At 64.4% G+C, this 24,474-nt stretch carries 20 protein-coding genes and 1 pseudogene; 18 read left to right on the forward strand and 3 right to left on the reverse strand.

Features of this window, described 5'->3' with window-relative positions; genetic code table 11:
- Positions 1-198 precede the first annotated feature (198 nt).
- Both ISP20_RS20925 and ISP20_RS20930 read left to right on the forward strand, forming a co-directional pair.
- Positions 199-831, forward strand: coding sequence for a nitroreductase family protein (locus ISP20_RS20925; RefSeq protein ID WP_204638162.1), 633 nt, complete (start codon positions 199-201; stop codon positions 829-831).
- Positions 832-1,018: 187 nt separating this feature from the next.
- Entirely contained in the window at positions 1,019-2,089 is a 1,071-nt protein-coding gene (locus tag ISP20_RS20930) for a TraB/GumN family protein (protein ID WP_204638163.1), read from the forward strand.
- Between the two features lie 169 nt (positions 2,090-2,258).
- On the opposite strand, the gene ISP20_RS20935 is transcribed toward ISP20_RS20930, so the two are convergent.
- Entirely contained in the window at positions 2,259-3,203 is a 945-nt protein-coding gene (locus tag ISP20_RS20935) for an aldo/keto reductase (protein ID WP_204638164.1), read from the reverse strand.
- Positions 3,204-3,333: 130 nt separating this feature from the next.
- Between ISP20_RS20935 and ISP20_RS20940 the strand changes: the two genes are divergently transcribed.
- A complete protein-coding gene (locus ISP20_RS20940; RefSeq protein WP_204638165.1) occupies positions 3,334-5,550 on the forward strand; it encodes a beta-glucosidase family protein in 2,217 nt (738 codons plus the stop codon).
- Here ISP20_RS20940 and ISP20_RS20945 read toward each other — a convergent pair.
- Positions 5,519-5,773: a hypothetical protein gene (locus ISP20_RS20945; RefSeq protein ID WP_239536246.1), complete on the reverse strand. Its 255-nt coding sequence runs from the start codon at positions 5,771-5,773 to the stop codon at positions 5,519-5,521. The genes ISP20_RS20940 and ISP20_RS20945 overlap by 32 nt on opposite strands.
- 105 nt (positions 5,774-5,878) lie before the next feature.
- Between ISP20_RS20945 and ISP20_RS20950 the strand changes: the two genes are divergently transcribed.
- The 4 genes from ISP20_RS20950 to ISP20_RS20965 all read left to right on the forward strand — a co-directional run bounded on the left by ISP20_RS20950 (position 5,879) and on the right by ISP20_RS20965 (position 9,739).
- Positions 5,879-6,784, forward strand: coding sequence for a LysR substrate-binding domain-containing protein (locus ISP20_RS20950; RefSeq protein ID WP_204638166.1), 906 nt, complete (start codon positions 5,879-5,881; stop codon positions 6,782-6,784).
- Positions 6,785-6,982: 198 nt separating this feature from the next.
- Complete coding sequence (locus ISP20_RS20955; protein WP_204638167.1) at positions 6,983-8,095, forward strand: S-(hydroxymethyl)glutathione dehydrogenase/class III alcohol dehydrogenase; 1,113 nt, start codon at positions 6,983-6,985, stop codon at positions 8,093-8,095.
- Between the two features lie 168 nt (positions 8,096-8,263).
- Positions 8,264-9,163, forward strand: coding sequence for a class I SAM-dependent methyltransferase (locus ISP20_RS20960; protein WP_239536248.1), 900 nt, complete (start codon positions 8,264-8,266; stop codon positions 9,161-9,163).
- Between the two features lie 42 nt (positions 9,164-9,205).
- Positions 9,206-9,739: a pseudouridine synthase gene (locus ISP20_RS20965; RefSeq protein WP_204638168.1), complete on the forward strand. Its 534-nt coding sequence runs from the start codon at positions 9,206-9,208 to the stop codon at positions 9,737-9,739.
- 14 nt (positions 9,740-9,753) lie between these two features.
- Here the strand turns inward: ISP20_RS20965 and ISP20_RS20970 are convergent, their stop codons facing one another.
- A complete protein-coding gene (locus ISP20_RS20970) occupies positions 9,754-10,548 on the reverse strand; it encodes a TatD family hydrolase (RefSeq protein ID WP_204638169.1) in 795 nt (264 codons plus the stop codon).
- A gap of 376 nt (positions 10,549-10,924) precedes the next feature.
- On the opposite strand from ISP20_RS20970, the gene ISP20_RS20975 reads away from it, so the two are divergent.
- The 11 genes and pseudogenes from ISP20_RS20975 to ISP20_RS21025 all read left to right on the forward strand — a co-directional run.
- A complete protein-coding gene (locus ISP20_RS20975) occupies positions 10,925-12,889 on the forward strand; it encodes a S8 family serine peptidase (protein ID WP_239536250.1) in 1,965 nt (654 codons plus the stop codon).
- Between the two features lie 239 nt (positions 12,890-13,128).
- Entirely contained in the window at positions 13,129-16,530 is a 3,402-nt protein-coding gene (locus ISP20_RS20980; protein WP_204638171.1) for an ESPR-type extended signal peptide-containing protein, read from the forward strand.
- Between the two features lie 600 nt (positions 16,531-17,130).
- Entirely contained in the window at positions 17,131-18,864 is a 1,734-nt protein-coding gene (gene gspE, locus ISP20_RS20985; protein ID WP_204638172.1) for a type II secretion system ATPase GspE, read from the forward strand.
- A gap of 141 nt (positions 18,865-19,005) precedes the next feature.
- Positions 19,006-20,223, forward strand: a complete 1,218-nt coding sequence (gene gspF, locus ISP20_RS20990) for a type II secretion system inner membrane protein GspF (protein ID WP_204638173.1) — start codon at positions 19,006-19,008, stop codon at positions 20,221-20,223.
- A 29-nt stretch (positions 20,224-20,252) separates the two neighbouring features.
- The gene (gene gspG, locus ISP20_RS20995) at positions 20,253-20,678 is read left to right on the forward strand and encodes a type II secretion system major pseudopilin GspG (protein WP_204638174.1); all 426 of its coding nucleotides are present in this window, start codon (positions 20,253-20,255) and stop codon (positions 20,676-20,678) included.
- Between the two features lie 2 nt (positions 20,679-20,680).
- Positions 20,681-21,172: a GspH/FimT family pseudopilin gene (locus tag ISP20_RS21000; RefSeq protein ID WP_204637873.1), complete on the forward strand. Its 492-nt coding sequence runs from the start codon at positions 20,681-20,683 to the stop codon at positions 21,170-21,172.
- Positions 21,169-21,564 carry a type IV pilus modification PilV family protein gene (locus ISP20_RS21005; RefSeq protein WP_204638175.1) on the forward strand — a complete coding sequence of 132 codons (396 nt, stop codon included), beginning with the start codon at positions 21,169-21,171 and terminating at the stop codon, positions 21,562-21,564. Before ISP20_RS21000 ends, ISP20_RS21005 begins: the two co-directional genes overlap by 4 nt.
- Entirely contained in the window at positions 21,561-22,247 is a 687-nt protein-coding gene (locus tag ISP20_RS21010; RefSeq protein WP_239536252.1) for a prepilin-type N-terminal cleavage/methylation domain-containing protein, read from the forward strand. Before ISP20_RS21005 ends, ISP20_RS21010 begins: the two co-directional genes overlap by 4 nt.
- An 8-nt stretch (positions 22,248-22,255) precedes the next feature.
- Positions 22,256-23,104, forward strand: coding sequence for a type II secretion system minor pseudopilin (locus ISP20_RS21015; RefSeq protein ID WP_239536254.1), 849 nt, complete (start codon positions 22,256-22,258; stop codon positions 23,102-23,104).
- Positions 23,101-24,261, forward strand: a complete 1,161-nt coding sequence (locus ISP20_RS21020) for a PilN domain-containing protein (RefSeq protein WP_204638177.1) — start codon at positions 23,101-23,103, stop codon at positions 24,259-24,261. Before ISP20_RS21015 ends, ISP20_RS21020 begins: the two co-directional genes overlap by 4 nt.
- Positions 24,258-24,474, forward strand: a pseudogene (locus ISP20_RS21025) (type II secretion system protein GspM); the annotation flags it as partial. The gene ISP20_RS21020 and the pseudogene ISP20_RS21025, both read left to right, overlap by 4 nt.

The raw sequence follows: 24,474 nt of genomic DNA on the forward strand, positions 1-24,474 counted from the left end.
TATCCAGGGAAGTCGTTAATTTTTGCGAATGATCGGTCGGCCCTTCAGAAATGAAGACGGTCCCTACAGCGGTGCTGGTGTATGACGGGCTTGCCTCGTCGCTTAATTCGCGGATCTTTGATCGCTGCAAGCACGTCTATCCCCGGACGACAGTTCGACCGCTAGGTCCGGATACTCGCCCAGTGGAGAACAACGCCCGTGCCGACCCTATCCAGCATTCGAAGCTGCGCAACGAGTTCCCGAAGGATCTGGCGCCTGCTGCCATGGTTGGCCCTGTGCCCCTCACTCGCGCTGAGCGCAAGCCCTCAGGGTGCAGCCAATCTTTGGCTGTTCGAACAGCCTGAGCAGGCCGCGCCGCTGTATCGCGCACGCATCGCTGGCACCGCCAGTTATCAGCAATACTCCGCGAACGCGACCCTGGCATTTGCCTGCCGTAGCGATGGCGGCCATGTGTCGATGGAACTGGTGATCGATCCGAAGGCGCTTGGCTTCGATACGGATCCCTACGAGGGGCCCGATGCGACGGCGCACGGACCGATGCGCGTGACTCAATCGGCAGCACCAACCATCAAGCTTGCCGTCGGCGGCTGGTACGGCGACGGCGGTGCGTTCAATGTCGGCACACCGTTCATCTTCGGCGTATCCACGGGCAACGTGGATGCGCTGGTGCGCCAGGGGCTGGCCGGAGGCGGAACGCTATCGCTAGACCTGCCAGCAGCCAAAGGTGGCAAGACGCTGAAGGTGGTTTTTCGCTGGCCTGACGACAGTGGCGTGTTGAAGCGCGTAGTCACGCCCTGCCTGGAGTCGTCGTCGGCGCGCGGCACTGGATGAACGTTGTGTTGCTGCGAAACCGAATGCCAGCTGCATAGCGATCCGACGTCTGTCGTCAGCCTACATGTGCACCCGTTCTAGAATGACGCGCGGATGGCGGCTTCAGCTCGCCGAATGTGTGGCCGTGCTCCAGGAACCCGGCTGCCGCGTGCGTGTCTCAATGCAACCTTGCAAGGAATTCGAAGCGATGACATCCACCCGCCTGGCTCGATCGTTATCCACCGCCCTTCTTGCGGGTTTGCTTGCCGTGGCTGGCACAGCTGCCGCGCAGAACGCACCCGCGCCGGCGAGCAGCGCGCCGGGCCAGGTGCAGGACCTGGAGGCGGTGACCGTGAGCGGCATCCAGCCCGGTCCCGGTCTGTGGCGGGTCAGCAGGGGCGATCATGTGATGTGGGTGCTCGGTACGTTGTCGCCGCTGCCCAATCGCATGCAATGGAAAACCGACGAGGTCGAGCAGACCATCGCGCAATCGCAGGAGGTGCTGGGGCCGCCATCGATCGCGCTGAAGCCCAAGACCAACTTCTTCGGCAAGCTGTTCCTGCTGCCCTCGCTGGTGGGCGCGCGAAAGAATCCGGACGGGCAGACGCTGCAGCAGATGGTGCCAGCACCCGACTACGCGCGCTGGCTGACGCTGAAGAAGCAATACATCGGCAACGACAGCGGCATCGAGAACTGGCGCCCGATCTTCGCGGCGGTCGAACTGTACGACAAGGCGATCAAGCGCTATGGGCTCACTTCGTCGGGTGGCGTGAAGGACACCGTGCGCGACCTGGCCAAGAAGCACAACGTGAAGTTCGAAACGGTGCGTTACACCATGATGGTGGAAGAGCCGCGCACGGCGCTGAAGACCTTCAAGTCGTCGCCCATGGACGATCGCTCGTGCTTCGGCCGCACGCTCGACACGGTGGAACGCGACTTGGGGCGCCTCACCGAGCGCGCGAATGCATGGGCCACCGGCGACATCGACATGTTGCGCAGCCTGCCGATGAACGACCAGCGTGAGGCGTGCATTGCCGCGGTCACCGAAGCGGGCTTCGCCAAGCAGCTCGGTTTCAACGACGTGAAGCAGAAGGCCGAAGCGATGTGGCTGAGCGCGGCGGAACAGGCCATCAACACGAATGCGCAGACCTTCGCCATGTTGTCGATGGAAGAGCTGCTTTCGCCCAAGGGCTTGCTTAGCCGCCTGAAGGCGCAGGGTTACCAGGTCGAAGCGCCGGATGGCAGCGATGCGGAAGGCGTGGCTTCGCCGCAACCGTAACCGCACTCCCGCCCTCACCCTTGTGGGAGCGCACTTGCGCGCGACGGCCCCATCGAGTCGGGTGCTGCCAGGTGGCTGTCGCGCACAAGTGCGCTCCCACAAAGGCACCGCATCATGTAAGAAAACGGCCGCTTTCGCGGCCGTTTTTCTTTGGCAACGAGAGAATCGCCTAAGCGCTCGCCCGATCCAGCGCGACGATGTCTTCCCTGCTCAACTGCAACTCCACGCCGCCCAGCAATTCCTTCAGCTGCGCAACGCTGGTGGCGCTGGCAATCGGCGCCGTGACGCTTGGCCGCGCGATCAACCATGCCAGCGCCACTTGCGCCGGCGTCGCGCCATGCGCCTTGGCCACCTTGTCGAGCGCGTCAAGCACGCCGAAGCCGTGCTTGTTGAGGAGCTTCTGCACCGAGCCGCTGCGTGCCGCACTCTTCGAGAGATCGGTTTCACTGCGATATTTTCCGCTCAGGAAACCACTGGCGAGCGCGTAGTAATTGATGACACCGATAGTCTCGGCCACCACCAGCGGTTCGAGTTCTTTCTCGTAGACGCCCCGGCTGACCAGGTTGTATTCGGGCTGCAGCGTCTCGTAACGCGGCAAATGGTGTTCGGCCGATACCTTCAAGGCCTCGCCAAAGCGATCAGCGCCGTAGTTCGATGCGCCGATCACGCGGACCTTGCCTTGTTCGATCAGCTTGCCGAACGCGCCCAGCGTTTCGTGCAAGGGCACGGTGGCGTCGTCCTCGTGCGCCTGGTACAGATCGATGTAGTCGGTCTGCAGGCGCTTGAGCGAGCCTTCCACCGCCTGGTTGATGTTCATCGGCGACAGGCCGGGATGCTCGGCCCACTTCGCCACCTTGGTCGCGATCACCACCTTGTCGCGCTTGCCGCTGCGCTTGAGCCACTTGCCGATGATCGTTTCCGATTCGCCACCGCCATTGCCGGGCACCCACGCCGAGTAGACGTCCGCCGTATCGATCAGGTTGAAGCCCGCATCGACGAACGCATCGAGCAGCTCGAACGAGCGCTGCTCATCCGCGCTCCAGCCAAAGACGTTGCCGCCGAAGGCCAGCGGTGCGACGGAAAGCGAGGATCGGCCCAGAGGACGCAGTTGCATGGATGTGCTCCGTGTTCGATGTGGGACAGAACTTCTTGGTGCATACTCGAAGTCCCGAGAGACGCGAGTATACGCGCCGTCTGTGATGCCCAGGCGAGCGTAGACCGACGGCGACAGCGAAGGAGGACGGATGAAAAGCAAGGCGGCAGCACTGCGGTGCACGGTTCTGAAGAGCGCCATTGTGATGGGTTTGTGCATGTGGGCCGGTATGGCGGCGTCGCAGACAACGACCCGCCCATGGAACGACAACACGCTTTCGCCCGATGCGCGCGCCAAGCTCCTGCTTGCGCAACTCACGCAGGACGAGAAATTCCAGCTGATCCGCAGCTATTACGCCGGCCCCGATCGTCCCGCCACCGCGCCGTTCCCGAAGGGTGCCATCGCGTCCGCGGGCTACGTGCCGCCGATCGAACGACTCGGCATTCCCGCGCTGGAAGAAAGCGATGCGGGCCTGGGCGTGGCCAGCTCCGACCGCATGCGTCCCGGCGATCACGCCACCCCGCTGCCCGCCGGTCCGGTGACCGCGGCAAGCTGGGATCCGCAGGTGGCCTATCGCGGCGGCGCCATGATCGGCAGCGAAGCGCACAGCAAGGGTTTCAACGTGCTGCTGGCGGGCGGCATCAACCTCACCCGCGAGCCGCGCAACGGTCGCAATTTCGAGTACGCCGGCGAAGATCCGCTGCTGGCCGCCACCATCGTCGGCCAGGCGATCAGGGGCATCCAGGATCAGCACGTCATCTCCACCATCAAGCACTACGCGTTGAACGACCAGGAGACGGGCCGCAACACCATCAGCGCACAGATCGGCGAACAGGCCATGCGCGAATCCGACCTGCTCGCGTTCGAACTGGCGATCGAGATCGGCAAGCCCGGTTCGGTGATGTGTTCGTACAACAAGATCAACGGCGACTGGGCGTGCGAGAACGACTACCTGATGAACCAGGTGCTCAAGCGCGACTGGAAGTACCCCGGCTTCGTGATGTCCGATTGGGGCGGCGTGCACAGTGCGGCGAAATCGGTGAATGCGGGACTCGACCAGGAATCGGCGGGCGAGGTGTTCGACAAGGAAGTGTATTTCGATGCACCGCTGCGCGCCGCGCTCGCCAAGGGCGAGGTGAAGCAGGCACGTCTCGACGACATGGTGCAACGCATCCTGCGCAGCATGTTCGCGGCGGGCCTGTTCCAGTATCCCGCGGGCAAGGCGCCGATCGATTCCCAAGCCAACCTCAAGGTGGCGCGTGAAACGCTCGAAGACGGCGCGGTGTTGTTGCGCAACGAGAACGCACTGCTCCCGCTGGACGTCAACAAGCTGCAATCCATTGCCGTGATCGGCGCGCATGCCGACAAGGGCGTGCTTGCCGGTGGCGGTTCGTCGCTGGTGACGGCGATGGGCGGCAATGCCGTGCCGGGCATTGCACCCACGACCTGGCCGGGTCCGGTGATGTACCACCCGTACGCGCCGCTGAAAGCGCTGCGCGATGCGGCGCCCAAGGCCAGCGTGCAATACGCCGAGGGCAATGACGTGGCCGCTGCCGCTGCGCTCGCCGCGAAATCGCAGGTGGCGGTGGTGTTCGTGCAGAAGTGGCAGGCCGAATCGATCGACACGGCCGACCTGTCACTGCCGGACAACCAGGACGCGCTGGTCGAGGCCGTCGCCAAGGCCAATCCGCATACGATCGTAGTGCTGGAAAACAGCGGTCCGGTCGCCATGCCATGGCTCGAACGGGTGGGTGCGGTGTTGGAGACATGGTACCCCGGCGGCGACGGCGGCAAGGCGATTGCCAACCTGCTGTCGGGCAAGGTGAATCCCTCGGGGCGATTGCCCGTGAGCTGGCCCGGCGATCTCTCGCAACTGCCACGCCGGGATATTCCCGGAGTGACGGGCGGCACGCCGCCCGAGACGGTCGACTACGCCATCGAAGGCGCCAATGTGGGTTATCGCTGGTACCAGGCCAAGGGCATCAAGCCGCTATTCCCGTTCGGCTTCGGTCTCTCGTACACGCAGTTCAAACACGGCGACCTGAAGGTCGATGCCAAGGGCACGCAACTGCAGGCGACCGTGGACGTGACCAACACGGGCTCGCGTGCCGGTGCCGACGTGGCGCAGGTCTATGTGCACGTGCCCGGCGCCAAGTCGGCGCGTCTTGCCGGTTACGCCAAGGTCTTCCTGAAGCCCGGCGAGCATCGCACGCTCACCATTCCTCTTGAGCCGCGCCTGTTGGCCGACTTCGATGCCGGCAAACATGAATGGGTCATTCGCGGCGGCCAGTACAGCGTGTCCGAAGGCCCCTCGTCCGCGGACCTCGGCGCACCCGTCAACGTGCAGTTGCCCACCGCAAGGCCGTAACGATCACGCTGCCGGCTCGCGGGCCGGCAGCGCTGATCTGGCTGCAACCGCCGTGAGCCAACGGCGCCTCCGGGCCGCGTACCGTGGCGGCCGCTGTGGACGCGCGCTTGCGCTTGCCGGTGGGCTTGTCGGTCGGCGCCGGCGCTTCTGCCAGGCGGCGTGCCAGTTCCAGGTTGGTGATGTGGCCGTGCATGAACAGCAAGTTCGTGAAGATCGAGCTCATGACATCCTCCCGTGGCGCTCTCGCTTGAGCACCAGCTCAAGGTAAAGGCGTCACCGGCCGCGAAAAAGCGATATATTCGCAAGCCAGCCTTGAGGGAAATTCAAGATGGCACGCGTGTCGCTGGATCTTCTCCAACAGTTCGTCCAGGTCGCCCGGCTGGGCAATCTTTCGCGTGCCGCGGAACAGGCCAACCTTACCGTCAGCGCGCTCAGCCATCAGGTCAAGCAGCTGGAGCAGCGGCTGGAGCGCAAGCTGTTCGAACGTGGCCCGCGTGGCGTGCATCTCACCGCCGAGGGCCGGCGCTTGCTGGAATCGGTCGGTCCGCATTTCGAGGGCATCGATCGGGCGCTGGTCGGCTTCCGCTGTCGCCGCGACGACGTGCTCACGCTCAGCGCCATTCCCGGCATGATGTCGAGCTGGCTGGTGCCGCGGCTGGCGCGACTGGTGGCCGCGCATCCGGAGCTGCAGCTCAACCTGCAGTCGAGCGTGGAGCTGGTGAATTTCGAACGCGATCCGGTGGACGCTGCGGTGCGCTATGGGCGTGGCTCGTGGCCCGGCCTGATCACCGAACGGCTGTTCGGCGAATGGATCGCGCCGGTGGCGGCGCCGTCGCTGATGGAACGCATGGGCGAACTCGATCCTAACGACCTCAGCCAGTGGCCGCTGCTGGGGGATCCGGGCGACCGCTGGCGTGACTGGTTCGCCGATGGCGATGCCGAGCTGCCGCGTCGCTACGTGGCGCACTTCGACAATACCGACGCCCTGCAGCGTGGCGCCATGGAAGGCATGGGCGTGGCGCTGGGCCGCATGGTGCTGGCGCGTCCGCTGATCGAAGCCGGCCAGCTCAAGGTGCTGGGCGATCGCTACCAACAGATCCCCGAGGCGTACTTCCTGGTCTATCCCGAGCATGCGAAGGATCATGCCGGTTTGCGCACGTTCCGCGAGTGGTTGCTGTGCGAAGCCGGAAAGTATTCGGAAGCGATGTCGTATGCGACCGCAAGTAGTGGTTGAACGCGGCGATAACCCTGTGGGAGCGCAGCCTGTGCGCGACGGCGCCACGTCGATACCTTGACGAACGGTCGTCGCGCACAGGGTGCGCTCCCACAGGTTCTCCGCTTTGCACCAAAGTCGACGCCGGAAGCGGTTCCACATTCCACCCCAACCCTGCATCATTCGCTTTCCCCACCTCACCCCTCAAGGATCCACGCCATGAAATCGCGCGCCGCCGTCGCCTGGGAAGCAGGCAAGCCCCTGTGCATCGAGCAGGTCGATGTGGCCGGACCCAAGGCCGGTGAAGTGCTGGTGCGCATCGTGGCCACGGGCGTGTGCCATACCGATGCGTTCACCCTCTCGGGCGCCGATCCGGAAGGCCAGTTCCCGGTGATCCTGGGGCACGAGGGTGGCGGCATCGTCGAGGAAGTGGGCGAGGGCGTCACCTCGCTGAAAGTGGGCGACCACGTGATTCCGCTGTACACGCCCGAGTGCGGCCAGTGCAAGTTCTGCCTCAGCGGCAAGACCAACCTGTGCCAGAAGATCCGCGTCACCCAGGGTCGTGGCGTGATGCCGGACGGCAGCTCGCGCTTCTCGCTCAACGGCAAGCCGCTGCTGCATTACATGGGCACCAGCACGTTCAGCGAGTACACCGTGCTGCCGGAGATCTCGCTGGCCAAGATCAACAAGGCTGCTCCGCTGGAAAAGGTGTGCCTGCTAGGTTGCGGCATCACCACCGGCATCGGCGCCGTGCTCAACACGGCGAAAGTGGAACCGGGTGCGAGCGTGGCGGTGTTTGGCCTCGGCGGCATCGGTCTTTCGGTGGTGCAGGGCGCGGTGATGGCGAGAGCGGGCCGCATCGTGGTGGTGGACACCAACGCCGACAAGTTCGAGATGGCGCGTGCACTGGGCGCCACCGACTTCGTCAACCCGAAGGACTACCCGGACACGCCGATCCAGCAGGTCATCGTCGATCTCACCGATGGCGGCGTGGACTATTCGTTCGAATGCATCGGCAACGTCAACGTGATGCGTGCGGCGCTGGAATGCTGCCACAAGGGCTGGGGCGAGTCGGTGATCATCGGCGTGGCCGGTGCCGGACAGGAGATCAGCACGCGTCCGTTCCAGCTGGTGACGGGGCGCGTGTGGCGCGGTTCGGCCTTCGGCGGCGTGAAGGGGCGCTCGCAGTTGCCCGGTTACGTGGACCGCTACATGGCGGGCGAGATCAAGATCGACGAGATGATCACCAAGGTGTTGCCGCTGGAGCGTATCAACGAGGCGTTCGAGCTGATGCACGAAGGCAAGGTCATCCGCTCGGTCATCCACTACTGAGCCCAGTCTCTGCCTGAAAGACGACCTCAAGCTTCGCATGCTTAGCTGGGGGTCGTGGAGAGTGGGGAAACCCCCCGGGTTTCCACCCTTTGTATACATAATGGCCGGCAAGCTGGCGCCGCGATGCTGTACATGCGGTTCAGACGCTTTTTTTGATAGGGGTTTTCGATGAAGAGCGGTATGTTCCTTGGGCTTGCAGCGATGCTGCTGGCGGCTTGCAGTGGCAATTCCGCGCCCGCCAATGCGCAGGCGCAGGATCAACCGGCCGGCGCCCTGGTGCCGCCCACCAGCGCCACCGATTTCACCGCCTCGCAGCTCGATCAGGTGATTGCGGGCGACTGGCGTGCTCCGGACCACAAGGCGCGCGACGTCTATCGCCATCCCAAGGGCACGTTGCAGTTCTTCGGCATCCGGCCCGATCTCACCGTGGTCGAAATCACCCCGGGCGGCGGCTGGTACACCGAAATTCTTGCGCCGCTGTTGCGCAACAACGGCCACTACATCGCGGCCACCGCCAAGCCTGCCGTCGACGGCGAAGCCAGCCGCGACCTGACCGCGCTGAAGGCGAAGTTCGCCGCCGACCCCGCGCACTACGGCAAGGCGCAACTGGTGGAATTCGATCCGAAGGCGCCGTCGTTCGGTCCGGCTGCCTCGGCGGACATGGTGCTGACCTTCCGCAACGTGCATAACTGGGTGGAGGCCGATACCGCGCCGGCCATGTTCAAGGCGTTCTATGCCGTGCTTCGTCCGGGTGGCGTGCTCGGCGTGGAAGATCACCGCGCCGCCGACAACGCGAGCCTGGATGCCGTCAAGGACAGCGGCTACCTGCCGACGAATGTGGTGATCAAGCTCGCCACCGATGCGGGCTTCCGTCTGCAGGAATCGAGCGAGATCAACGCGAACCCGAAGGACACCAAGGATTATCCCAAGGGCGTGTGGACGCTGCCGCCCACGCTGACCCTGGGCGAGCAGGATCGCGCCAAGTACCAGGCCATCGGCGAATCGGATCGCATGACGCTGCGTTTCGTGAAGCCGGACGCAGCGGCGGCTGCGCCGTCCTCGCACTGATGCTAAAGCGCCCCGCGTGACGCGGGGCGCTGTTGTTCTCGCATGCTCATCGCACTCAATAAGCCGTACGGCGTGCTCTGCCAGTTCAGCGACGCCGACGGCCGCCCCACGCTGGCGGCCTTCGTCAAGCAAAAAGACGTCTATCCGGCTGGACGGCTCGATCACGACAGTGAGGGCTTGCTGCTGCTCACCGACGATGGCCGCCTGGCGCACAAGCTCACCGACCCGAAGCACAAGGAGCCGAAGACGTATCTTGTGCAGGTCGATGGGCAGATTACCGACGAGGCGATCGCCTCGCTTGCGCGCGGTGTGGTGCTCAACGATGGTCCGACGCTGCCCGCGCAAGCCGAACACGCCGCCGAACCCGAATGGCTATGGCCGCGCGACCCGCCCGTGCGCTATCGCAAACTCATTCCCACCAGCTGGCTGCGCATCACCCTGCGCGAAGGTCGTAACCGGCAGGTTCGCCGCATGACGGCGGCGGTGGGTTTCCCCACGCTTCGGCTGATCCGCGAACGCATCGGGTCTTATGCGTTGGATGGACTCGCGCCGGGAAGCACGCGCATCGTGGGTTGATGCGCGCGTTGCTTTCAGACCGAAGGCAATCCAAAGAAAGCCCGCGCTGTCGCCGTGCTGTACGCGGCTGTCTCTTCCGACGATTCCCCGCGATCGCGCGCAATTTCATCGCAGATATGCCGCAGATACATCGGCTCATTGCGTCGATGTGCCGGGTGTGGCTTCACCGTGCGCGGCAGCAGGTACGGAGCGTCCGTCTCGATCATCAATCGATTCGCGGGAATGTCCTTCACCAGTTCACGCAGATGCGTGCCACGCCGCTCGTCGCAGATCCAGCCGGTGATGCCGATGTGGCAATCCAGGTCGAGATAGTCGCGCAGCGCTTCGCCGGTATCGGTAAAGCAATGCACGACCATGGCCGGCACCTTGTCGCGATAGCGACGCAATAGGGCGACGAAATCGTGGTGCGCATCGCGCTGGTGCAGGAACAGAGGCTTCTGCACATCCACCGCTATTTGAAGCTGCTGCTCGAACACCGCTAGCTGCACATCGCGCGGTGAGTAGTTGCGGTTGTAGTCCAGCCCGGTTTCGCCCACGGCGCGTACTTCCGGGTGTGTAGCCAGTTCGCGCAGCAGCGCGTCGGTGGCGTCGTCGTAATCAATGGCGTGGTGTGGGTGCACACCCGCCGTGGCATAGAGCACGTCAGGGTGAGCCTGGGCCAGCGCCAGCGCATGCGTACTTCCGTCGCGTGATGCGCCCGTCACCATCAGCTGGACCACGCCATGGTGCTTTGCACGATCAAGCACGGCATCAAAGTCGTGCCGAAACGATTCGTGGGTGAGGTTGGCGCCGATGTCAACGAGTTGCATAAAAGGACGTGCCCGACAGAAGAGTGCGTATTTTTCCAGAGATCGGCATCCAGTTAAACAAGGCAGTCAAGGAGTGCCGTGAACCCGTTCGCGCCACAGAGCCCTGTGTATGGGTATCGATCCTCCCATGTGTGCGTCGCATCAATCCGTCAGAGTATCGGCCAACACCTACTTAGTTGTGCGTGAAACAGTACGTGCATAGGCACCCCTCTCCTATACGAGATTGCCGCCCCCCGACGGATAGTCGACCTGTCTTCGCAACGGCATGCCCTACATCGCCCGGGGACAGCGATGTATGACTCCAGCGTGCGTAGAAGCAGTGCGACTTCGTAGGTCGCTCATCAATATCGGGGAGTATCCAAACATGCAGTACCCAATGTTCAAGGCAGCGCTCGCTGCCTCAGTAGCCCTTGCGCTTTCGCTGAGCGTCACCGCCCACGCACAGTCCACCTCGGGGTCGAATGGCTTCGCTACGCGCATCAATGCCAGCGCGGTCACCGGCAATGCCACGTACAACCGTTTCATCGTTCGATACAACGCCAGTGTGCCCACCACTGCTGTGGCGGCCACGCAGAGCGCAAGCGCGGCCATGTCGCGCGCCACCAAGCTTCAGGCATCGCTGTCCAGCAATGCTCCCGCGGTTTCCTACAAGCGCACGTTGGCCACCGGCGCCCACCTGATCACGACATCGCGCAAGCTCAATGCGTCGGAAGCCGCGGCATTCATGCAATCCATCGCCAGCGATCCCACCGTGGCCTACGTGCAGCCCGACGTGATGCGTCACGCCATTGGTATCAAGGCGCCGGCGTCCTTTACGCCAAACGACAATTATTTCGCCAAGTACCAGACCGACTATCTGCCGGGTGACGGCACGGCAACGGCAGCAGGTAACAAGGTCGCCAACTGGGGCGGTGCCAATGTGACCGGGGCTTGGGACTTGGCGGACGGTACTGGCATCACGATTGCCGTGATTGATACGGGTATCGTGAAACACGCAGACATCGACGCGTCGCTCGGTGATGCTGGTTACGACTTCATCAGTGACGGTTTCGTCTCGGGTCGTTCCACGGACGGTCGCGTATCAGGCGGTTGGGACCTGGGTGACTGGACGACCGGCGCCCCGTACGACTCGGGTGCCAATGCGTGTGTGAATCAGGGCCAAGGGCAGGGCAGTTCGTGGCATGGTTCACACGTAGCGAGCGCCAGCGGTGCCGAAATTACCAACAACAGCATTGGCATGGCCGGTATCGCCTATAAGGCGAAGGTGTTGCCCGTACGCGCGCTCGGTCACTGCGGTGGCTACGATAGCGATATCGCCGACGCCATCGTGTGGGCCTCCGGCGGCCATGTGGACGGTGTTGCCGATAACCAGCATCCAGCGCAGGTTATCAACATGAGTCTGGGTGGCGACGGCACGTGTACCGCGGACGACGCGACGGCTCAAGCCATTGCCAAGGCCCGCGCCAAGGGCACCACCGTCGTCGTGGCTGCAGGCAACGATGGAGCGGACGTTAAAAGCCATTCGCCCGCGAGTTGCCCAGGTGTGATCACGGTGGCTTCCACCGGTGTGGGCAGCGGCTTGTCTTTCTATTCCAACTACAACGCTCCGGGCGAGAGCATCGTCAAGCTGGCGGCATTCGGCGGCGGCGTTTATCCCAACGAAGCCTCTTCAGGTACGCAGCTCAACCCCGAGGGGTTCGCGTGGCAGGCTGTCAATAACAGCAGCACTTCACCGGCGGCCAGTCCGGGCGGTGATACCTACGGTGGCATGGCGGGGACGTCGCAGGCGACGCCGCACGTGACCGGTGCGGTCGCTCTCATGCAGTCTGCGCGTCTCGCAGCGAACATGCCGTTGCTCACGCCCGATGAAGTGCTCGCTGTTCTGCAGAAGACTGCGCGCACGCCGCATACCACGCCAAATTCCAACAAGACATTTGGCGCCGGTATCCTCGATGCGGGTGCCGCTGTCGCCGAAGCCGTTAAGGGCGGTGGAACGACGCCGCCAACCGACAACGCGACCGTGCTCCAGAACGGCGTCGCGCTGACCGGTCAGAAGGGTGATGCTGGTAGCGAGACGTTCTACAAGATCGACGTACCCGCCAACGCTCGCGCGCTGGTCATCCGCACTGCTGGCGGCACGGGCGATGTGTCGCTCTATGTAAAGGCCGGCGCTGCACCAACCGCCACGGCGTTTGACGCTTCTTCAATCCACGCAGGGAATGCAGAGTCCGTCACCGTGGCCAAGGTTGCGGCCGCCACGACGTACTACCTGCGGGTCGTTGGTGTACAGGCGTACACCGGTGTGAGCGTGCAGGCGACCTATACGCCTGCCTCGCAGTAAGTTGGCAACAACGTAGGGCGGGCGTCCGGCCCGCTCTACGTTCCCCTGGATATATCGGACCGCTTCCATCGCTGAAGCGGTGGGTTCGTGCGCGCCGCCGAATTGTTTCGGTAAGCAAAAAGCACGTACGCCACACACCACACGTAGCCAGCGATCCACTCGACGCCGCGAAGTTTCCAGATGGGCATGGGGCTGCGCGAATCGGGTTTGTCAGCTGGATCTAAACTGAGGAATTCTGGATGAACAAGATCTACAGCAAGGTTTGGAACAAATCGCTGGGCAAATTGGTGGTGGCTTCCGAATTCGCCAAGCGCAACGGAAAAGGCGCGTCACGCAAGCTCGTTTGTGTCACCGTGGCGTCCCTGGGCATCGCGATGATGCTTTCAGGTCAGGCATCGGCCGACGACAACGCCCGTGCCAAGCAAACGCAAGCGCAACCCGCGTCCTCTCTTGCCGCCCTTCAGGGCGGCCATCCCACGGTCACGCCTCAAGGAAGCGCTGCCGTTGCCAGCCACCTGTTTGATGCGAGCGGTTCGACCGATGGATCGGAAGACGCCACAGCATCCGGTGATCACGCGGTCGCTGCGGGTGCGAACAGCGCAGCCTTCGGCGATCGCAGCAGCGCGTATGGCGCCAACAGCGTGGCCAACGGCACCGAGAGCACCGCGATGGGCGCAGGCAGCGTGGCCTATGACGACAACAGCACTGCTGTGGGTGCGAATGCTATTGCCCAAGGCAAGGGATCGTCGGCTATCGGCAGCGGTGCAGGCACCAACGCCGACTACGCCATCGCGACGGGCTACGGGGCTTACGCCAGCGGCGTGAACAGCCTGGCTCAAGGTGTCAACGCTGCGGCCAGCGGGGCGAATTCGATGGCCCAAGGCAACGGTGCCAATGCCAGTGGCGCGAACAGCGTGGCCATGGGTTTGAACGCGATCGCCAGCAACACCAACGCCATCGCCCATGGCAATGGCGCGCAAGCGATCGGCGCCACGTCGATGGCCATGGGCCAGGGCGTCAAGGCGCAAGGCGCCAATAGCATCGTGCTGGGTTCTGGCAGTTCCTACACCGGCACGCTCTCCACGGGCGCCATCGTCGTGGGTCAAGGCGCAGCGGCTACTGATGGGGCGAGCCCCAAAAGTCCGACCACGCCGATCGGTTCGATCAACAGCATCGTGATCGGCAACTCGGCGCTTGCCTACTCGGGAGCGCAATACGGCGTGGCGATGGGTTATAGCGCAGCATTGGCGCAGGGCACGCTCAACGGCGTGGCCATCGGCCGCAGGGCCATCAGCTACGGCGACAACTCGCTTGCACTGGGCACCAACAGTTACTCCATCGGTGGCAGTTCCATCGCGATGGGACTCAGTGCAACCACTTATACCAATAACAGTATCGCCATTGGTTCCGGTACGCGCGGTTGGGGCACCAATGGAACGGCCGTGGGCGCTGGCGCCTATGCGGGCGGGAACGGCACGGGTGGTGCCACCGGCCTTGGCTATAAAGCGGCTGCCAACGGTGATGGGAGCATTGCCATTGGCACGAACAGTCTCGCCAATGGACTCAATATCGGCACCACCGATGCCGTAGCCGTCGGTAACTCCAGCGTGGCTTGGGGCACGGACAGCATAGGCATCGGTCATGGTGCCGTGGCGGCCTTTGACAACGACCAGGCGATGGGCACGAACGCGTGGGCTGGCGGCGGTAAGGGCACGCGCAACATGGCGATCGGCAACGGCGCGATCGCCGGTGTGAAGGATGGCAGTGCCGACATCAGTGACGCTGTCGCCGTGGGTGCTGCATCCAAGGCGACGGTCAGCCGTGCTCAAGCCATGGGCGTCGGCGCGCAGGCGACGGCCGAACGCGCTCAAGCGACAGGCTATCAGTCCGACGCCGAAGGCGAGGACAGCACTGCGACGGGTGCGAACAGCGCCGCCTTCGCTGAGCGCAGCAGCGCCTACGGTGCCAACAGCGTGGCCAACGGCATCGAGAGCACGGCGGTTGGCGCAGGCAGCGTGGCGTATGACGACAACAGCAGCGCCGTGGGCGCCAACGCTATCGCGCAAGGCGTCGGTTCGACGGCACTGGGCAGCGGCGCTGGCACCAATGCCGCCAACGCCAGTGCGTTCGGTTATGACGCTTATGCCAGTGCGGCGAACAGCGTCGCCTTGGGTGCCAACTCGGTGGCGGATCAGGCCAACACGGTGTCCGTGGGCAGCGTAGGCGCCGAGCGCCGCATCACCAACGTAGCTGCTGGCTCGGACGCCACGGACGCTGTGAACGTATCGCAGCTGAATACGGCCATTGCTGGTACCAACACGACGTTGGCCGGTGCAGTGATGTACGACGATGCTACGACCAAGGCTAAGGTAAGCCTTGGCGGAGCGAAGGGCACGGTCATCACCAATCTGGCCGAAGGCAAGGTGAGTAGTGACAGTACGGATGCCGTCAACGGTGCGCAGCTATATGGCGTGAAGACCGATCTCCAAGGGCAGATCGACAACATCACTGCGGGTGGCTCCCGATACTTCCAGGCCAATTCGACGCTTGCCAAAGCCAGTGCAACAGGGGCCAACGCGGTGGCAGCAGGTCCGGCGGCGGTCGCATCGGCTGAGAACGGCGTGGCCATCGGCAATGGCGCGAAGGCGGATACGGCCAACAGTGTGGCGCTGGGTTCGGGCTCCGCCACGGCCAACGCGGTGGCCACCACCGGGGCGAAGATTGCCGGCGATAACTACAACTTTGCCGGCAGCAATCCCACTGGCACGGTGAGCGTGGGTGACAAGGGCGCCGAACGCACCGTCACCAACGTGGCGGCGGGGCGCATCGATGCCAATAGCACTGACGCCGTCAACGGCAGCCAGCTCAATGCCACCAACCAGGCGGTGAACAAGCTCGATGCACGCGTGACCAACGTCGAATCCACGGTAGCCAACGTCACCAACCTGACGCAGGGTCAGGCGGGCCTGTTCCAGGTCAGCGCGGACAATACGGCAGCGCCTACGGCGAGCGGCAAAAATGCGACGGCGGGTGGTGCCTCTGCGGTCGCCTCCGGTGCCAACAGCACCGCCATCGGCAGCAATGCGCAGGCCAAGGCGAGCAATGCCGTGGCGTTGGGCAGCGGTTCCGTGGCAACGCGCGACAACTCGGTGTCGGTGGGTTCGGCGGGTCATGAGCGTCAGGTCACCAATGTGGCGGCCGGCACTCAGACCACCGATGCGGCGAACTTTGGTCAGGTGCAGGATGCACTGGTTACCGCCAAGCGGTACGCCGATGCAGGCGATCAGGGCACCCTGAGTTCTGCCAATGCCTATACCGACAGCAAGCTGACCGGCTTCACCACCACGGGTGATTTCAACGCCTTCAAGGATCAGGTGAATCAGCAGTTCCATACCGTCAACACGCGACTGGATCGCGTTGGGGCAATGGGCAGCGCCATGGCTGGCATGGCGGGCGCGATCGCCTCTGCACCCAATACCCAAAACCGCATCAGTGCAGCGGTGGGTGGCTACGGCGGTCAAGGCGCGCTCGCCGTGGGTTACTCGTATCGCCTGCCTGGCAATGGCGCGGTGCTGGTCGGCGGTTCCATCGCAGGGGGTGGGGAGTCGAGCGGCACCGTGGGCATGAGTTTCGGTTGGTAACAAGCAGGAGGGCAGCCGGCGTCCGAGCGACGCCGGTTGCCGGCAACCGCGACCGCCAACGCCGCACGGCCATGGCAGCGCGCAAGACAAAACACAGTCAGGGGTGCAGCTTGTGACAATCCTCAAGAGAGTGGCGATTTCTTCGGCTGTTTTGCTTTCGATCCTGATTATCTACATGGAGACCACGATTCGCAGTGAGATGGAAGGATCCTTGGCCGCAGGCGTTGTCATGGCGGCCGCCTATGTCTTCTGGTGCCAACCGGGAAAAGAATCCGGGTTCGCCTCGCAAACGCGGAAGCTTCGGCACTAGCTAGGCTATGGCCCCGGTTTCGCCGTCAACGCTAGAACCACCCATTCGCCACCCTCTGGCAGCGAATTCTTGCGAATCGACAGGAAGACACGCCCCCCGAAGCGGCTTCCACCCCCAGTGCCCCTGCTTTCCAGGAAACGCGGAACACTGGCCGCGCCGTGCGGTCCCAACCAATGAGCCGAGGTGAGAAACCGTGCTCGCGCGTGTATGGGCGGGTGTGTTAACAATGCGCCTCCGGTGTCGTTGGGGGCGGCAAACGGGTTGGAACCAGTCTTGAAACGGGGTGATGCATGTCGGCAGTCGCAAAGCCGGCGGCCAACGCGGAGGGTGCGGCGACGGAAGGCCGCGAAGTGGCGGTCTGCTCGCTGCTGGTCTCCCGTGGGCGGCTGAAGGAGTCGGATCTCGTACGTGCACGCCGTCTCCACGAAGAGTCGCCCGACGGGACCCTGACGGGCCTGATGGCCCGCCTGGGCCTGGTGTCCGAGCGCGACCTGGCCGAGGCCTGGTCCGAATTGCTCGCGATCCCCCTCTTGGCAGCTCGCGATGCGCCGGATATGCCCCCGGCGGAGTTGGACGTGTCCGTCCGCTTCCTCAAGCAGCAACATGTGGTGCCGGTGCGGGTGGACGAGGACGGGCTGGGCCTGGTCGTCTCCGACCCGGCTGATCCGTACCCGTTGCAGGCGATCCAACTGGCGGCCGGTCGGCCGGTCGTAATGCGCATTGGCCTGCGTTCGGAGATCGACGATCTGATCGAGCGCTATTACGGCAGCGGCCGTTCGGCGATGGGCACCATCGTGGAAAACCTCGACGGCAGCGCTGCCGTGGAAGACGACGTGGAGCACCTGCGCGACCTTGCCTCCGAGGCGCCGGTGATCCGCCTGGTCAATCTCATTCTTCAGCGCGCAGTCGAACAGCGCGCCTCGGACGTGCATATCGAGCCGTTCGAAAATCGCCTGAAGGTGCGTTACCGCATCGACGGCGTGCTGCACGAAGTGGAGGCACCGCCGTCCAGTTCCACCGCCGCGGTGATCTCGCGCGTGAAGATCATGGCCAAGCTCAACATTGCCGAGCGCCGCCTGCCGCAGGATGGCCGCATCCAGCTGCGTGTGCAGGGCAAGGAGTTGGACCTGCGCGTCTCCACCGTGCCGACCAGTTTCGGCGAGTCGGTGGTGATGCGTATCCTCGATCGCGAGTCGGTGGTGTTCGACTTCGCCTCGCTGGGCTTTACGGATAATTTCCAGCAGCGCTTCGTCGACGTGCTGGAGCGGCCGCACGGTATTCTGCTGGTGACCGGTCCGACCGGCTCGGGTAAGACCACCACGCTGTATACCGCGCTGTCGCAGATCAATACGCCGGACGTGAAGATCATCACCGTCGAAGATCCGGTGGAATACCAGATCGAAGGGATCAACCAGATCCAGGTGAAGCCGCAGATCGGGCTGGATTTTGCTGGTGCGCTGCGTTCCATCGTGCGCCAGGATCCGGACGTGATCATGATCGGCGAAATGCGCGATCTGGAGACCTGCCGCATCGCGATCCAGTCGGCGCTGACCGGCCATCTGGTGCTGTCGACGTTGCACACCAACAGTGCGGCCGGTGGTATCACACGTCTGCTCGACATGGGCGTGGAGGACTATCTGCTCGGTTCCACCGTCAACGGCATCCTGGCCCAGCGTCTGGTGCGACGGCTCGATCCGGAGACGGCGACGTCCTATGAAGCGCTGCCCGAAGTGATCGAGCAGTTCGAGCTGCACAAGTACACCGATGAGCGTCCGATCCGCCTGTGGAAGCCGGGCACCAGCGCCGCCAATCCGTCCGGCTATCGCGGCCGCCGCGCCATCATGGAATTCCTGGTGATGACCGATCCGCTGCGGCGCCTGGTGATGCAGCGCGCTGATGCGGGCGAGATCGAACGGGCCGCGCGCGCCGAGGGCATGCGCACGATGTACGAGGATGGGATTGCCAAGGCTGTGGCGGGCGTGACCACCCTCGAGGAGGTGCTGCGTGTTACGCAGGAAGGTTGAGGCTTCGACACGAGAGCAAGGGGGCGCCTGTGCGCTCTCCACCTCTCACCGTCATTCCGGCCTGCGCCGGGATGACGAGCGTGTGGTGGTGTCGCGCAGAGGCGTGCATCGTCTTTGTTATAGCGCTCATCGGGTGCACCCATGACCCAATTCCGCTACCGCGCCGTCAGCGCCGCCGGCGAAACGCTGCAGGGCCAGATGGAAGCGGCCAGCCTCGAGGAGGTGGTGAGCCGGTTGCAGGACCAGGGCCACACGCCGCTCGATGCGCAGGCTGCCGACAGCGGTGCCGGTGGCAGTGGCATGGCGGGCTGGTTCAAGCGCGGCGCCTTTACCGGCGATCAGCTGGCGCAGTTCACGCACCAATTGGCAACTTTGCTGGGTGCCGGCCAGCCGCTGGATCGCGCGCTCGGCATCCTGATGGATCTGCCCGAAGGCGCCAGCGCCAAGCAACTGATCGAGCGTGTACGTGATCGCGTGCGCGGCGGCACACCGCTGTCGCAGGCGCTGGACGATGAACACAGCGTGTTTCCCAAGCTCTACATCAGCCTGGTGCGTGCGGGCGAGGCGGGCGGTTCGCTGGAGGACACGTTGCGCCGCCTGGCCGATTACCTGGAACGCTCGCAGCAGTTGCGCGGCAGCATCATCAATGCGCTGATCTATCCGGCCTTCCTGATGGTCGGCGTGCTCGGTTCGCTGCTGCTGTTGCTGGCGTACGTGGTGCCGCAGTTCGTGCCGATCTTCGACGACATGCAGGTGCCGATCCCACTGATCACGCAGATCGTGCTGGCGGTGGGCAACACCTTGCAGACCTGGTGGTGGGCGATCGGCATCGTGCTCATTGTGGGCGTGTTGATCGCCCGCTCGCGCCTGCGCGATCCGGCTGCGCTACTGGCCTGGCATACGCGCCTGCTGACCATGAAAGTGATCGGCCCGTTGATGCTGAAGGTGCAAACCGCACGCATCGCCCGCACGCTCGGCACGCTGCTCAAGAACGGTGTGCCGCTGCTCACCTCGCTCGGCATCGCGCGCCAGGTCACCGCCAACAAGGCACTCGACCTGGCGCTGGCGCAGGCCGCCGAACAGGTGAAGGAGGGCACCGGCCTGTCCTTCGCGCTGGCCCAGTCGCAACGCTTCCCCCGCCTCGCCCTGCAGATGGTGCAGGTGGGCGAGGAGGCCGGCCAGCTCGACACCATGCTGTTGAAGGTGGCCGATACCTTCGAGCTGGAAAGCCGCCGCGCCATTGATCGCCTGCTGGCGGCGCTGGTGCCGGCGCTGACCATCGTGATGACCTTGCTGGTGGCGGTGATCATGGCGGCGATTTTGCTGCCGATGCTCGATCTCACCAGCCACATTCAGTAAATCCCTTTCGAACGACGATGAGGTACCCCATGCGACAAAGGACTTTCGGCCGTCACGCGGCGGCGCGCGGTTTCACCCTGCTGGAAATGCTGGCGGTGATCGTGTTGATCGGCATCATCGGCGCCGTGGTGGTGACCCAGGTCGGCAAGAACGTCGACAAGGGCAAGTACGGCGCGGGCAAGGCGCAGCTCACCACGCTGAGCCAGAAGATCGAGAACTACGCACTCGACAACGGCGCCCCGCCGCAGCAGTTGCAGGACCTGATGGTGAAGCCGGCCAACGCGCGCAACTGGCAGGGGCCGTATGCGAAGGAGTCGGAGCTGCACGATCCGTGGGGCCATGAGTTTGGCTACAAGGTGCCGGGCGATCACGGTGCGTTCGACCTGGTCTTCTACGGCCAGGACGGCAAGCCCGGCGGCGACGGTTACAACGCCGACGTAGGCAACTGGCAGTAGGCATGAAGGTGAAGTCGCCACGCATCGGTATCGACCGTACGTCACGTGCGGCGCGCGGCTTCACCCTGCTCGAAATGCTCGCCGTGATCCTGCTGATCGGCATCGCGGCGGCCGCCGTCGCCGTGTCGGTCACGCAAGGGTTGGCCAGTGCGCGCGTAAATGCGGCCAGCGGCGAACTGGCCGCCGCGCTGCGTGGCGTGCGCACGCAGGCGATCGTGCATGGCAATGAACATACCTTCGATGTCGATACGCGCGACAACACCTATCGCGCCGACAACGGTCCTTCGGTGCGCCTGCCGTCGGGCATGAAGTTAGGGATCACCAGCGCGAAGGAAGATCAGGTCAACAGCCATACCGGCCGCATCCGTTTCTTTCCGGACGGCAGTTCTACTGGCGGCCACATCACGCTGCAGCGCGAGCAGCGCCAGTGGCGCGTCAACGTGGCCTGGCTCACTGGTGCGGTGAGCGTGGCTGATGTGAGTCCGAAGCGATGACGCGGCACGCGCGCGGCTTCAGTTTGCTGGAGGTCGTGGCGGCGACGTTGTTGCTCGCCATCGCGTTTACGGCCTTGCTGAAAGTGGCAGGCGGCTCGATCCAGCTCACGCGCAATGCGGACGACCATAGCCAGGCCGCGATGTGGGCGCGCTCGTTGCTGGATACCGTGGACATCACCACACCCTTGCAGGCGGGGCACACGGAAGGCCGCTTCGACGACAACTATCGCTGGCGCCTGGTGGTGACGCCATGGAGCCCTGCACCCGCTGCGGGGCAGAACGTCCCTCTTCGCGTGGTGAAGCTCGACCTGGATGTGATCTGGGGGCCGTCGCTGCGCGAGCGCTCCGCGCACTTCAGCACCTTGCGCGTGCTCGGCCCGGTGAAGACATGATGAGGCAACACCAGGCTCGTCATGCAGGCGGCTTCACGCTGCTGGAAGTGCTGGGCGCTCTCGCGTTGTTTGCGCTATTGTTGCTGGGTGTCTATTCCGGTGTGCGCACGGCCACGCATACGGTGCGTTCGGGCGAAGCGTCGATCGAGCGCATGGATGAAGTGCGTTCGGCGCAACAGTTCCTGCGCCGCGAGCTGGCCCAGGCGCGTGCCGTGCCGCTGGCACGTACCGCCAAAGGCGATCCGCTGTACTTCAAGGGCGATGCGCATGAACTTCGTTTCGTCGCGCCGCTGCCCGGCTATCTCGGCAAGCTGGGGCCGCAGCTGCAGCAGTTGAAACTGGTCTCCAACGGCGATGGCACGTCGCGGCTCGAAGCGAGCTTCGCGGTGATGCCGCCCGACGGCAGCGCGCCCAAAGCGCTGGGTGAACCCGAAGTGCTGGTGGATCACATCCGCGATGGCAAGTTCAGTTATCGCGCGCCGGATACGCAGGACCGCGCCGGGCAGTGGGGCGACCAGTGGGACGATACGCGCGCGATGCCGCGTATCGTGCGCATCGCCTTGCAATTGGATGGCACCACCACGTGGCCCTTGCTGGACGCGCCGCTGCGCGTCGACGTGACGGCAGTGCAGGGACAGGCGGTCGATCTGCTGCAGGGTTTGCAGCGACGGACCACGCAATGAGCGCGGCCATGCATCGCCAACGCGGCGTCGCCTTGCTGGTGGTGCTGTGGGCCTGCACGCTGCTGGCCATCCTGGTGGGCGGCTATGCGGTGCTGGCGCGCACGGAAGGATTGCAGGCGCGTTACCAGTTCGCGCAGACGCAGGCGCATTACGCCGCCGAAGCGGGCGTGATGCGCGCCATCTATGCCCTGCAGGACCCGCAGCAGGATCAACGCTGGGTGACCGATGGGCGTCCTTATCCGTTTGCATTCGACGGCGCCAAGGTGAGCATCAGCATCATCAGCGAGACGGGCAAGGTCGATCTCAATGCCGCCTCGCCGGACGTGCTGCAGAACCTGTTCCGCGCGGCGGGCATGTCCGACATGGACGCGCAAGCATTGGCCCGCAATATCGTGGACTGGCGCAGCTTTTCCTATACCCCGGCGGGCACCGTGCCCAATGCTGCGTATGCCAATGCCGGGCTGGATTACGGTCCCCGGCACGGGCCGTTCGGCACGATCGAGGAACTGCAGATGGTGCTGGGCATGACTCCCAAGCTGTACGGTGCGGTGGCCCCGCAGGTGACCTTGTGGTCGGGCCGCCCATCGCCGGATCCCGCGACGGCGCCGGCGCTTGCCCTGGCCGCCATTCCCGGCATGACGCCGGCGCAGGCGCAGGCCATCGCGGCGTCCCGCTCGGGCGGTCCACAACAGCCGGGCCTAGCTGCTATACAGGGAGTGACGCATAGTATTCGCTCGGAGGCCACGCTGGCCGACGGTACGCGTGCGATCTTGCGCGCCACAGTGCGAATACAGGGCATCCGCCCGGGCGCGCTGCCGTATACCGTGCTGCGTTGGCAGGAGGGAGAGGGCGAGTGAACAGCACAACGCAACCGTTGCAGTTGCAGTTAGATCGCGCACGCCGTGCGTGGCGTGGTTCGCCCATGCCGCGTTTTTTCGCGTGGTGGGGCGGCGAATTGCAGAGTTTGCTGCCGGCGGGCTGGCGCAACCGCTTTGGCGGCGGCCTGGCCTGGTATCTGTTGCAGTTGGAAGGCGACGAATGGACGGTGCGCAAGACAGGCACCAGTCACGTGCTGGCGCATTGGAGCAGCCAGCTCGATCCCGCCAGTCAGCAAGTGGCCCTCGCAGATGCCTTGCGCGGCGTCGATGCCGAAGACCTGCGCATGGCGCTGTGCCTTGAGCCCAACCACGTACTTCGCCCGCGCCTGAACCTGCCGCTGGCCGCACGCGACAACCTGCAGCAGATCGGTGCGTTCGAAATGGATCGGCAAACGCCGTTCCGCGTCGAACAGGTGCGCTACGACGTGCGAGAAGTGCGCGCACCGGCGCCGCCGGGGCGCTTCGCGGCGGAACTCGTCGTGGTGTCTCGCCAGACGCTCGATCCGCTGCTGGCCAAACTCGCTGCGTCGGGGTTGCAGGTCGATGCGGTGGATGTGTCGTTCGGTGCCGATCGCCTTGGCGCCAATCTGTTGCCCACGGAACTCGCCTCGCGCCGCAAACATCCGCGGCAACGCTTGAATCTCGCCCTGGGCGTGGCAGCCATCGTCTTGCTGTTGCTGTCGTTGATGCAGTATCTGCATAACCGCGAGGCTGCGCTGGAGCAGATGCGCAGCGAGGTGGAAGCCATGCGCGCGGATGCGCAGCAGGTATCCGGTTTGCGCCAGCAATTGCAGGATAATGCCGGCGCCGCCGGTTTTCTTGCCGAACGCAAGAAGCGCACCGTCTCGGCGCTCGGCGTCCTGCAGGACATCAGCCAGCGCCTGCCCACCACCGCGTGGTTGGAGCGACTGAGCATCGACAACACCGGCCAGGTCGGTTTCCAGGGCCAGAGTCCGCAGGCGGCGCGCCTGGTCGATGCGCTCAAGGGTTCGACGGTCATCACCGATGCGAACTTCCAGGGCACCATCCAGGTCGATCCCTCCACCGGCAAGGAACGCTTCTACATGGTCGCGCAGCTGCGCAAGGCCGCCGAGGCGAAGCCTAAAGCGCCGGCCGCCGCCGGGAGCGCGCCATGAAGCTGACCGCGCTCAAGCCGCGCGAGAGCCGCATCGCCGCCGTGCTGTTGTTGCTGGTGGTGTTGGTGATCGTCTATTTCGCCTTGCTGCACTGGTGGTTCGTGGCGCCGCTGCAGTCGATTCGCGCGGAGATGGACGATCTGCGCGACACGCATGCGCGTTACGCCGCCGCCATCGCCGAGAAGCCGCAACTGCAGCAACGCATTGCCGCGA

Source organism: Dyella kyungheensis (assembly GCF_016905005.1).
Taxonomy (GTDB): Bacteria; Pseudomonadota; Gammaproteobacteria; order Xanthomonadales; family Rhodanobacteraceae; genus Dyella; species Dyella kyungheensis.